This window comes from Chryseobacterium sp. PvR013, from assembly GCF_017833095.1.
In the GTDB taxonomy this organism is placed as follows: Bacteria; Bacteroidota; Bacteroidia; order Flavobacteriales; family Weeksellaceae; genus Chryseobacterium; species Chryseobacterium culicis_A.
The window spans coordinates 180,050-192,874 of sequence record NZ_JAFIBT010000001.1 but is presented as its reverse complement, the minus strand read 5'-3'; the positions used below and the strand labels follow the sequence as shown (position 1 = coordinate 192,874).

Here is a 12,825-nt window from a genome sequence, read left to right as displayed (position 1 = left end):
GTAAAATTTATGCGGTTTTTTATACATTACTCTGAAATTGTTACGCCGGTTCCTTTTGTATGCGCATTCATCTGCGGTGCGTAGTAATTCTGCATGGTGGTAATTCCATTTGAGAATTTACCTGATGCATTGGCTACCACATCATATTCAAAAACATATTTTCCTTTCGGCATATACTGAATATAGAAATTGGTAGAGGCATCTTTGGTAGACTGATAGTATCCCAGATTATTCTTCCACTGGTATCCGGATAATACATCTACAGGCTCGAATCCTGCGGCACGCATATCTTTAATATGAATAAACTCCATGGCTCTGTCTGTATTCAGAATCATTCTTACCGTCACTTTATCTCCTACTTTCAGCGGTGTTTCGGATGAGATTTTCTGAAGTTCTTCCCCATTTACCGTTTTTACCTTTTTATAAAGTTCTTTGGTTACAGAAATATAATTTTCAGAAGATTTGATTTTATCAAGGTCTTCATAATACTGCCAGAACAATCCTCCCTGAACAATTCCCGGACCTGGCTTCGTAACCGTTACAGTTGCTAAATTTTTATCTACGGCATCTGTTTTCACTGTAGATTTCACATATCCCGTTGCATGAGTCTGAGGAACTAATTCCTTTCCGCCCCAAACAATAGTTGCTTTATCACTTTCTGTTCCCGTCCATGATTTTCCAGAATTCAAAATCGTGAAGATCACTTCTGCCGTACCTCTTGAGCTTCCCCATGAGTTTACTTCTTTCTGAGTAACCAGCCAGATTTTCACCTCTTCAATAAAGTTCTGATCATTAGATTTCAGCTTATTGAAAGCTTCCAGTGCTCCGGCATGGCTGACCACTTTAGAGCCAAACCATCCCCAGTCGTTCAGGTTTTGTTTCCAGTAAACTCCCTGTGTTTTTGTATCTGTGGAAGTCTCCTTAAGGTAGGTCATCAGCTTAGCAGATACCTCTTTCAGACCATAATCATTCATCAATAATGCAGCGCGGTGAAGTCCGAAGAATGTAAAATCGGTAATCTTAGCAGTCTTTGCTTTTTGTTTTACCAGCGTTTTCAGGGTTGCTCCTTTACCTTTCAAAGGATATTGCTGCTCCCAGTAGTTTCTGGTATCAAGATAATCCATTGCCCAGTTGTTCCAGACATTCCCTTTTTTCACATCAAAATATTTGCTCACTTCATTGTCTACATACTGAACCAGTTTAGCTACAATAGCTTTCTGTTCTGAGCTCTGATAATCTTTCACATTATCTTTTAACCAGGAATTGATTTTTCCTAAGTTTTTAAGGATATACAATGAGGTACCATAAGAACTTGGATAACCAGGATACCATGAGAATCCACCGTCAGGGTTTTGCAGTTTTTTCAACTCATCCCAATCCTGATTAATAGAATTTTTCATCGTATTGACATCAAACAATAATGCCAGTTTCTGCATCTGTTCGCCTTCATTTTTACTTTCCAGCACCCATGGTGTTTCTTCCAACAACAATTGTTTTAATTCCTGATTCTTTTCAAGGTTTGAATTTAATAATCCTTTGTTCTGATATTCCTCAAAAACCGTTTTCATTTTTGGATTTGCTTTGAATATTTCCGAAGCCAGTACATCCGCAAACCACTTGTTGAATATCACATCTGCAGAGTTATTCTGGTCATTTTTCAGACTTGGAAGGGCAAACATAATTTCCCAGATCGGATTGGTTGTCAGTTCCAGCGTATTGGAAACATTAGAAGCTGTTTTAGAGGTATTATTTTTAAGGTTATCCAATACAAATGTCTTCGTTTCTCCTTCTTTCACAAAAACAGGAACAGCATCCGTTACCAGCATTCTGTTTGGCAATACCGCAATGGCCTGCTGCTCTCCATCCGAATACGCTCCGGCTTTTGCTACCACTTTGAAAATAACAGAAGAAACATTGTCCGGAACTTTCAATTTCCATGTCAATGCACTGCTTCCATTTTCAGTTAAGCTGAAGTTTTGTCCTCCTGAACTCATTCCGAACTTCGAAGAAATATTTTCGTTGGTAAAGGCATCCAGAATTTGTAATTCCGCAGAACCATTTAGTTTTTTATCTGTAAGGTTAGATAACTTCGACTGTAGATTCAGTTCATCTCCTTCTCTCAGGAATCTCGGATAATTTGGAGTTACTGAGAATTCTTTTTGTGTTACCACTTCTTTTTCCAATGTAGCTGCTCTTGCATCTTTTGTATGGGCAAGGAACATCAGTTTCCATTTTGTCAATGCTTCCGGAGAAGTGAATTCGAAGTTGACATTTCCATCAGCATCAGTTTTAAGATCCGGATAGAAGAATGCTGTTTCATTTAGATTCTTACGAACAGCTACCTTGTCCAGATTTTCTTCAGAAGATCCAGGAGGAGAATTTTCTACCTTCGGAGCTTTTACAGGTTCAGGAATAACATTCTGCATAACCTCAATTTTATCTTCTGCAACGGATGCTCTGGCAGTTTTAAATCTTGCGCCCGCAATGGGTGATGGCGGCGGTGTATAAGCCGGAGCTTTAACTCCTTCCTGATTACTAAATCCTACAATGGTTTCTCTTGAAATTGAATAAAAATCACCATCAAACCAGTTAAACTGAGGAACTGCTATATATCTGTCTTCGAAATAGTTCAATCTTTTCTGATAATTTTGCTGCTGCAAGTAATTTCTGATTCCATATGAAGTGACTATTACAAATGGGGTATATAATTTTCTCCAGCTATAGCTATTAGCTGCAAACTGATCGAGAGACATATCATACATATTAGCCAATACTTCAGCATTGATCTTTTCATTATCATTCCCGGTTACTTTTACCGTCCATTTTTCCTTAGAATTTGGCTCAAGCTTATCTCTGAAAGTTACCGTTTCTATTTTTAAAGGTTTTTCGGTATCCTTTATTTTTAAAGAAACAGATTCTGTATTCACATCATTGAATGCCACCAGCTGAAACTGAAGGTTCAGATCTGAGACACTTTTATCTTTAGGAATTTCAGTGGTATATTCCAGTATTCCTTTTTTAAGCTGATGAACTTCTGAAACCGTTTTTCCAGATCCGTCCTGAACAAAAACATTGACCAATGCGTCAGGAATTGCTGAGAAAACATACACTTTCACTTTTTCTCCTCTTGAGACTTCTTCTTTCGGAGCTATCACGGTAAGGAATGTTTTTTGAGTCGGCTTTAAAGAAGCTTTATCCCAGACACTGAAATACTGGGAAGATTTTATGGTGTCTTTTCCTTCAATATTGAAAAGCTCCAGCTGATAATCTCCGGCATCCAGTTTTCCTAAATCAAGATTCGTTGAAAGCTGAGCATTGTCAGCAGATGGCTGTTGTTGTCTTTCTACCAGTACTTTTTCTGTTTTCCAGTTTTTGACCTCATCATTTTTATCAAAAAGATCATGTGGGAATTTGCTGATAAATTCTTCTTTCGAATATTTAGGCAGATTCTGAACATCAGATTTGAAATTATCTCTGAAAATTCTGTCAGGAGCCATTAGTTTTGACAACTTAACCTGATAAGGCTTCTTAAGATTCTGATCGTTATAGTTCTTGGTTTCTACCTTTACTTTTACATTTTCATCGGCAAAAGTATTACTGATATTTTCTGCCTGGATGTAGTGAGAAACTGAGGCTACCTTCAACTGGGTATTAGCGGTCTGTGTTTCCCCATTGATATCTGTAACCGAAGCATTGATGGCATAGTTATCAATTTGTATCCCTTCCAGTTTTTCATCTTTTTTAAGCTCTAAACGGATCGTAAACTCACCTTTTTCATTGGTCTTCGCCTCACCCAGAATTGAGTTTTCATTATCATTGTCCTGTGGATACCAGCTGAAATATCTCCATCTGATATTCTGCTTTTTGATTTCATAATTCACCACAGTGTTGCTGAGTGGAACACCGGAGAACATCACCGCTTTTCCTTTCAGCTCTATGGTTTGTCCATATTTATACTCTTCTTTTACCGGATTAAAGGTTACCTCAAACTTTGGTCTTTTGTATTCTTCTACCCTGAAGTTTTTATATCCCTGGCTTTCTCCTTCAATTCTCAGATAAAAATTACCGTTCAGTTTTCCTTTCGGAAGAATAAAACTTCCATGATAAGAACCAAACTCATTGGTGGTAAATTCCTGAGAAGAAACCTCCTCGTTATTGGTATTTAATAACGTAATTTTTTGTTTTAATCCAGAAAGCACAGCTTCCACTTCTTTATTCTGTCTTGTATTGATCACCTTGAAATAAACAGTCTGCCCTGGACGGTAGATGCCTCTGTCAATGAAAATCTGTGCCGTTGAACGCGTTTGTTTGTTGGGATTATAATCTTCCACAGATCCTCTGTTTCCATACACCTGCATGATCTGGAAATCATTTGTCTTAGGCTGCTGGATCAGAAAAGTTCTGTAATATTCTTTGCTTTGTGTGGAAGGGAATTTAAATACTCCGTTTGCATTGGTTGTTCCATCAATTTTATTTAATGTTTTATTGGAAACAAATTCATAAAAACGAAGTCCTTCATTCGTCACCGGCTTGCCATTTTCGCTATTTACCAGTTTCAACTCGTCGGTAAGAGGATTCCTGTCTGTTTTGGATTGATAAATAATTCTGTTTCCTGACACCAGAAAGTAGAAATTTTGTCGGGAATCGGAGTCTTTCATATCAGCTCCTGCAACTGTAAACTCTGCTACATATATTCCTGACGGAAGGGGCTTAACTTCCAGTGACGTTGTGTGATTCTGATAGTCCTTAGGATCCGGAAGCTGGAATGTTTCCTTCCTTACCAGATTCTTTTTTAGTTTTCCGAAGACATTGGAATAAGAATTATCAATGTATTGAAACAATGAGGTAAAATCATCTTTTACTTCATAAATATTCAGGGTAAATTCTGATACATTTTGATATTGGGCAACAAAATGAATCGGCAGGTTATTCTGTGTCTGAGATTCATATTTGATTGTAAGATACGGATTTACAATCTGAGCTTCCTTACTTTTGATATTCTCAATGAATGGAGATTTCGGATATTCACTTTTGGCTTGTGCAGCTAATGCAAGAGCTTCTTTGGGTTTCTTCTTGCCCACAAACTCATCCATAATTTCTCCCATGATCACCACTTTATAATCCCCTTCAACATTAGATTTTAAAAGATTCTGAAGCTGCTGAAGTTTATCCTTACAATGAGTGAAGTTACAGTTTTCCGTAATCTTCTCTTTCATGAAATACAGTTTGGAATTTCCGCTGTTTTGATCAATCAGCTCATCATAGATTGCACTGATCATTGTACGGTTGGCTGTCAGTTCATTTTTTGTGAAAATATTGTTTTCGGATAAAAACCCTATTTTCTTGACCGCATACCAATCCGATAATGTCGGAAAATACGCTATATCTTCAGTTCCTGAAAAAACTTTTTTATACTTTTCCAGAGAGACCTTTTTCATTTCAGGTTTTTCCTGATCAAGTTCCTGAAAACTTTTGGTCAGGTAATTTTTAAAATCAAGCTTACTCCAGGTTTCAATCTGGGAAATATCCTGGGAATTGATATTGGTTCTTCCGTTTATTTTCCATGAGTTTTGGTTGTAATAATCCATAAAAAAACCATTCAGCAGGACTTTGTACACCAATTTCCCTTCTCCGTTCAGTTTTCCTTCCGCATCTTTAAGTTTTTTGAAAAACTGAGAAGCAGAATCATTCTGATCATCATCCACTGTTTGGTTTACAATACTGAATTCCGCTTTCAGGGAACGGATCAGCTCAAAGGCATTATTTTCTTTCATGGCTTGTTTTTGTATGTCTAAAATAATGGGAAGATTAGATTTATAAGCTCCTTTCGTACTGTTTTCAGCAATTTTTTTCCATTGGGTATCGTAATATTTCTGTGCGGATACCGTTGAAAAGCTTAGCACTACAAGCAAAAGCAGAAAAATCTTGGAAAATCTTTTCATATATATTAATTTTGATAAATGAACATCTTAAAAATACTGAAAAAAACCGTCATAGACAGTCAGATTTATGTCTCTCTTATGGGAACTCTTTTTGCAGTATTTTTCATGAAAGAGCAAAACACATTCCGTTTCCCTACCTTTGCATTAATTTTCATCACTTATTTCAGTGGTTATCTGTATACTAAATACCAATATACCAGACATTTTTTCAAAATAGTTGTTATCAACGCCCTTGCGGGAATTGCCTGTGCTTTTTTAATCATCCACAATCATAATGAAATAAGGCTTTTGAAATGGTTTATTATTGTGGTGCTGGGGCTGCTTTACAACAGTTTTTTTCTCGATGTTTATATCCGAAAGATTCCTTTGCTGAAAGTTTTCTATGTAGGTTTGGTATGGGCGCTGGTCAACTGCTGGCTTACGCTTCCGGAGTTCAGTATACCGATCTTTCTGATCAGCTTTTTCTTTATCACCGCACTTGTTCTTCCTTTTGATATCCGGGATATGAATAGTGACACCGTAAAAACCTTTCCGATGCTGATAGGTGTTCAGAATACTAAATACATTGCCTACACACTTGTCTTCATCAGTAATGTGATTTCGATTTTTTATCTTGAATTATCTTATGCCACAGCTTTTTTTATGGCAAGCATTGTAACTTATATCCTCATCTATTTCTCTGATAATAAAAGAGATGACGCTTACTACTCTTTCGGAGTGGAAACTTGTTCCGCACTTCCTTTTTTATTTTTACTAATAATGGAGTATTTTTGACGAATGATTATCAAGAAGCTTTCCCTTTACAATTTCAAAAACCACGCTGAGAAAAAATTTGAATTTTCCCCGCAGATCAACTGTTTTGTAGGTAATAACGGTGTGGGAAAGACCAATATTCTGGATGCCCTGCATTATTTATCAGTAGGAAAAAGCTTTCTAGGAAATACGGATTTTAACAATATAAAAAAAGAGGAAGATTTTTTTACCATTGATGCTGAAATTCAGAATGAGGAAAGTGAAGATATCATCAGAATCACTCAGCCTAAGGAAGCTAAAAAGGTGATCAAAAAAAATGATAAAAGCTACGACAGACTCGCTGATCATATCGGATATCTGCCCAGTGTGATGATCTCCCCTTATGACTCTAATCTTATTTCGGATTCCGGGGAAAGCAGGCGTAAGTTTCTGGATGCGATGATTTCTCAGACAGATTCAGAGTATCTTTTTGACCTTATTCAATATCAGAAGACTATTCAGCAGCGAAATGCTTTACTGAAATATTTTGCCAAAAACAGAACTTGGGACAAGGATTCGCTGGAAATTTATGATGACCCAATTACCCGATTCGGGACTAAAATTTTTAAGAAAAGAAAGCAGTTTGTAGAACAGCTCAATCCAATTGTTCAGAATTTCTACCAAATTATTTCCGGTGGTAAAGAAACTGTATCTGTTATTTATGAATCTCATCTGCTGGAAGATTCTTTTGAAAATCTTTTAAAAGAAAGCATCGAAAGAGACCGTATGCTCACCTATACTTCAAAAGGAATTCATAAGGATGATCTTCTTTTTGAAATGGATCATGTTTTAATCAAAAAAATCGGTTCTCAAGGACAGCAAAAATCCTTCCTTATTTCTTTAAAACTGGCTCAGATGAGTCTTGTGAAAGAACTTACCAAAAAGACACCTATTCTTTTACTGGATGACATTTTTGATAAGCTTGATGATACGAGAGTTTCACAATTGATTGAACTGGTCAACAAAGAAAGCTTTGGACAGATATTCATTACGGATACTCATCGGGAAAGAACTGAAAGTGTGGTCAAGAAAATTAATGAGGAAAGTATAATTTTTGAAGTTTAGTGCCCGACAATACAGAAATACTTGGTTTTAATTTAAAAACAAAATATTAAATTTATTTATCCATACTGTAGTATTTTTTATCTTAACTTATCATCCAAAACGAATTCCGAAATTCTGAAACTCCAAAACACGAATCACGCAACCCGAACCTCAACTATGAAGAAGAAAAAACGTGAATATCAATCCTACGAACTGGTAAAATCTTTTGCCAGAATCTACGGTTTTGAACATAAACTTGTCGCTTTTGATATTAAAGATTTTCTTGAAGAGTATCTTGATGAAAGTCTTTTCAAGGAAATAAGAAGTGTCAATATTGAAAATGAATGCATCATCATTAAAATTGATTCTCCTTTACTGAAACATGACTTTACAATGCGAAAAAGCTTTTACCTCAAAAAGTTCCAGGATAAATTCGGGGTGGAAAAATTCAGTGACCTTCAAATATTATAAAACGTAAACCTATAAAAAATGCTGCCCACGGACAGCATTTTTATTTTATTGTTAATGTTCTTCTGATTTATTAGAATTAGAAATCGTACTGCTCATTAAGTCATCTGCTTTTTTGTCCAGCCCTGAGCGTAATGGCAGGAAGAATTTCAACGGATGCTTGATAAAATATCCGAATATTTCTTTATAAATCTCACTTACCTGTCCAAAGTTCATCTTTCTGGATCTGAATGCCAGGAACATCGACAAGCTGAAACTTACCAGAAAATTGAAGAAACCGATCAAAAATACGGTTACAAAAGACATCCAGAATGTATAGGAATCTACGGAAAAATCTTTTCCATACAATCCCAACGCAAAGTTACCGGCAGCAAAGGTAATGTGTCTTATATCCAGATCGAGACCGAAAAACATCCCCACCGGAGCTGTTGCCCCAAGGAAAACACCAAACCAGAAATTAGAAATGATTCCCGGCCAGTTTTTAGCATAATATTTTGAAAGTCCTTTGGCAAATTTCTTCCCAAAAAAACTTCTGATGGAAAGGTTTTTAGCAATTCTTTCCGGAATCTGATAAAACACAGAATTGTTCCCGATATTCCCGGAAATAATTCCTGAAATAAAAAGATAAAATCCGGCAATACTTGCATGCAGAATTGCTTTTGATTTAAATGGATCAAGATCTTTTAACAGTTTATCGGAACGCTCTACAGCAAGGTTTTGTGAGAAAAAGACATCCAGACCGTAAATAATGGCAAGAGCCACCGGAAAGGCAAGCAATACATTTCCCACAAAGGCAATAAACTGGCTTCTGAATAACTTGGAGACCAGATGGGCAAACTCCGTATTGTTTCTTTGAGCATTCCCTTCTTCTGACAATACTTTTGTCATGGTAGCCGCTGTCATTGCCGGCTGTTTTGTTGCCAAAGTAAATCCCATCAGATAAATCATGATGAATCCCATTGCATAGTTCATGGAGTACAGGAAAGCATGAGAGAAGTCACTCCCGGGAATATATCCATACAGCATTTTCAGAACACAAAGGGCTCCTACAATAATTCCCCCTCCGCTTGCTTTATAGAACATAGTCATATATTCCTTTCGGGTAGACGTAATATAATGGGTACCCGCTTCTGCCGTGTGATTGGTAATAAGGTGTGAAATCAGCCTTGTACTGTCGTTGATAAGATCTGAGATATTATTTTTATGGGATTTATAGCTCAGAATGTTAAAGACCAACTGTTTAGATTTTATCTGAATATCTTCATCGGTATCAATAACCAATAGCTGAACAATTTCATAAATTCTTTTGGTCTGCTGGCGGATTTTTATCAGGGATTGATTAATTTTTCCTGAAATACCATATTTAGCTGAATTTTTAAAAGCAATATTCACAAATTCCTGACATTGTTCCACATAGATCTTAATCTGCTTATATCTGCTGTCTTTTGAATGCAGCTGTAATTCAGGCTCTTTTATCAGATCATCGGCTAATGCCTCCAGCTCATTCTGCAGAGCAAGAAACGGATTGTCTAAATTTCTGTATTGAGGTGCCATTCTCACTACTTCCACTTCCATTGCCATTCCTGTTACCCTCCAGGAAAGAATATTCATAGAGAAAATGAGCTCTTTTTTCACATTGGGACGGATAATAAAATCCGAAGCTCCCAACATATTTAAAAATTCATTGATCTCATTTTCGGGAAGATTACGCAGGTATTTCAAATCCTTCTTCGGTCTCATACTGACATTGTCGATCATGTACCATACTGTCTTTTCGTTTTCAACAGGTGGCAGAACTTTGTTCAGTATTCTTTTTTTCAGTTCCGGAAAAAAGGCATTTTCTGAAAGAATATTAGCTTCTGTCAGTGAAAGGTTAAAAGGTCTTCCTTTAAAAATATTGTGAATATAATATTTAAAGTTCTCAGTAAATTGAGGATTGCTTCTGAAAAAATTGAGCACATCTGTGAAGTCTGCCTCTTTTATGGTCTCTAAAAACTCTGCAAAGGGTTCTAAAGAAAGGGTTTCGTTCTTAAAAGAAAAATACTTTTTAAGAACTGACTCAAAATTTGTGCTGGAATTAAAGAATTTCATTAGTACAAAGATACTATTTCAAACTCACATTCCTCATCTGTCTCATAATCCAATTATGTTTCTTTCTTAAATAGGGAGATGGATTTTTAGGATCATACTTCTTTGGATTAGGTAATACAGCGGCAATCCATGCTGCATCTGAGGTACTTAAATCTTTGGAGGATTTCCCAAAATAATATTGAGCAGCAGCTTCCACACCAAATACACCCTGCCCCATTTCTATGGAATTCAGGTATCTTTCAAGGATAATATCTTTAGTCCATACTTTTTCGATGATAAAAGTATACACAGCTTCCAGTCCTTTTCTCACCCAGCTTCTGCCCTGCCAAAGAAACACATTCTTTGCCGTTTGCTGGGAAATAGTACTTCCTCCTCTTATTTTTTTGCCTTTCTCATTATTTTTCATTGCTTTTTCGATAGCAGTATAATCGAAACCGTCATGATCAAAGAATTTCTGGTCTTCAGAGGCAATTACTGCCTTCTTCACATTATTTCCCATCTCATCATAGGAAATATAATCTCTGTGCAGTTTTCCGTATTCAAAAAGCCCTCCTATCTGAGTAAGAGTGATTGGCGGATTAAAGAATCTGCCCCAGATGATAAAAACTACATTCAGAACAAGAATGATGAAGATAAGCTGTTTAATTTTTTTCCACATAACTTGATAAAAAGGAAAGGCAAAAATAAGCAAATAGTACGAGTTACTGCAATTCTTTCATATAAGTAAGCTGATAATTGGGTAAAAGTTCAGGATGAAAGATCTTTATATAATCTTTAAGGATCAAATCTGCTCTTACCACACCGCTTTCAAAGAAATCATTAGCTTTCAATTTTTCTTTTCCTGCAATAGTATATATCTTCCCTTTATTGAATACATCCAGCTTTCCGTAGAAAGGATTCATTCCCAGCATTTCCTTTTTTGAAGTGTGGCTTCCTGCATTTACCCAGTACTGAACACCTCCTGCTTTAGCATATACTTCTTCAAAGCTCATTGTTAATGCTTTTTCATCTTTATTATCCTTCATGATGTAATTGGCATTAGCATCGGAAATATAATGAGCCACAGAAGTATTTCCTCCCGGAAGATACCAAACATCCCCATACATTTCGTTAGCCAGGACAACAGGTTTTTCCTTTGCTTTTGACGCAAGCTGTTTCAGATCGCTGTAGTTTTTCTCAACTTCCTGATATTTAGCTTTTGCTTCTTTTTCTTTTCCTAAAAATTCTCCGAAAAGTTTGATATAAGCCGTTTTTTCCAAAGGCTTCTGCTCCATATATTCATCCAGAAATATCACCTGAATTCCATTGTTTTTTAAAAGCTCATAGGTATTGTCGAAACTGGCAATATGATTGGTAAAAATAGCATCCGGTTTCATAGAGAGAATCTTTTCTACATCATATTTCTGTTCGCTTCCTACATTCTGGATTTTTCCTTCTTTAATCAGATTTTGGATTTTATCAGAATAAATATACTCCGGACTTGAAACACCTATGATTACATTTTCTGCTCCAAGCTCCGAAATATACCCTGCCATACTTGCATTCAACAGGATTATTTTCTTGAAGGGAGTCTGATTTTGCTTAAAATTATAAGTAAAATTCCCCGATTTTAGTTCCAGGACACCATCATGTTCTTTAAATTGGGTTCTATTTGAGATATTCGTCCAATCTGAGGACGAAATTTTTGATTCTCTTTTACAGGCAATTAGCGAGAAGACCGTAAATAAAAGTAAAATTTTCTGTTTCATGTTTCAAAGAACGGAAAAAAGTGGTATATTTGCAACCGTTAAACAACAAGATAACAAAAGGCCTCGTGGCGCAACTGAATAGCGCATCTGATTACGGCTCAGAAGGTTACAGGTTTGAATCCTGTCGAGGTCACTTAAGGAGACAACTATTTGATAGTTGTCTCTCTTTTTTTGTGCATAAAAATCTCTATATCAAACTTTTACAGCCTGATATTTTATGGTTTGAATTCTTTGATGTGAAATCCCTAGTCCATCTGAAACAGACAGTCTAAAAGTGCTCTGTCAGAGATTTCATCGGTATTGAAGCATAGTTTGAAATCCCATTAAGGTTCTAGTATTTTTTTCTCTTTTGGCTTATCATAATTTTTTGATACTAAATATAGTAATTCCAATATAATTTTAGCTTTCTTCTCATTTACCTGAATTCCATTCTTGGTTAAAATAATAATTGCTTGCTCATCGTCATTAAATAGTGTGTACTGATTAATTTAATTGTATCTATATATAGGATGACTGAAAAGTAAAATAGCCTTAAAAAATTAAAAATAATTATAACCAGCAATAAATACATTGGTACAATCTGTTCCAAGACTGTTATTAGGTTACGACTTTATAAGAAAAAGTTAATCTTTTGGACATGTCTATGCCTATATCTTTTACTGAGCAAAAGGATGCTGCTCCTATCATTCACGTATAGTATTTTCTTTCTGTTCGTAAAACTTGAATCGCAACATGAGTTT

Annotated in this window: 7 protein-coding genes and 1 tRNA gene; 4 read left to right on the top strand and 4 right to left on the bottom strand. The window is 36.0% G+C overall.

Translation table 11 applies throughout. The features are described from left to right. Window positions 1–26 precede the first annotated feature (26 nt). Window positions 27–5,942, bottom strand: coding sequence for an alpha-2-macroglobulin family protein (locus JOE44_RS00840; RefSeq protein ID WP_209783923.1), 5,916 nt, complete (start codon window positions 5,940–5,942; stop codon window positions 27–29). 18 nt (window positions 5,943–5,960) lie between these two features. Here JOE44_RS00840 and JOE44_RS00835 point away from each other — a divergent pair, with 18 nt between their 5' ends. The 3 genes from JOE44_RS00835 to JOE44_RS00825 all read left to right on the top strand — a co-directional run bounded on the left by JOE44_RS00835 (window position 5,961) and on the right by JOE44_RS00825 (window position 8,249). Then, window positions 5,961–6,716, top strand: coding sequence for a hypothetical protein (locus JOE44_RS00835; RefSeq protein ID WP_209783922.1), 756 nt, complete (start codon window positions 5,961–5,963; stop codon window positions 6,714–6,716). Window positions 6,717–6,719: 3 nt separating this feature from the next. After that, window positions 6,720–7,799, top strand: a complete 1,080-nt coding sequence (locus JOE44_RS00830; protein WP_209783921.1) for a DNA replication/repair protein RecF — start codon at window positions 6,720–6,722, stop codon at window positions 7,797–7,799. Between the two features lie 156 nt (window positions 7,800–7,955). Next, window positions 7,956–8,249: a hypothetical protein gene (locus JOE44_RS00825; protein ID WP_209783920.1), complete on the top strand. Its 294-nt coding sequence runs from the start codon at window positions 7,956–7,958 to the stop codon at window positions 8,247–8,249. 51 nt (window positions 8,250–8,300) lie between these two features. Here the strand turns inward: JOE44_RS00825 and JOE44_RS00820 are convergent, their stop codons facing one another. The 3 genes from JOE44_RS00820 to JOE44_RS00810 are packed head-to-tail and all read right to left on the bottom strand — an operon-like array spanning window position 8,301 to window position 12,085. After that, entirely contained in the window at window positions 8,301–10,337 is a 2,037-nt protein-coding gene (locus JOE44_RS00820) for a recombinase (RefSeq protein ID WP_209783919.1), read from the bottom strand. A 13-nt stretch (window positions 10,338–10,350) separates the two neighbouring features. Next, the gene (gene mtgA, locus JOE44_RS00815) at window positions 10,351–10,995 is read right to left on the bottom strand and encodes a monofunctional biosynthetic peptidoglycan transglycosylase (RefSeq protein WP_105680699.1); all 645 of its coding nucleotides are present in this window, start codon (window positions 10,993–10,995) and stop codon (window positions 10,351–10,353) included. 43 nt (window positions 10,996–11,038) lie between these two features. Next, window positions 11,039–12,085, bottom strand: a complete 1,047-nt coding sequence (locus JOE44_RS00810) for an ABC transporter substrate-binding protein (RefSeq protein ID WP_245169669.1) — start codon at window positions 12,083–12,085, stop codon at window positions 11,039–11,041. Between the two features lie 59 nt (window positions 12,086–12,144). Between JOE44_RS00810 and JOE44_RS00805 the strand changes: the two genes are divergently transcribed. Then, a tRNA-Arg gene (locus JOE44_RS00805) sits at window positions 12,145–12,218 on the top strand. Window positions 12,219–12,825 lie beyond the last annotated feature (607 nt).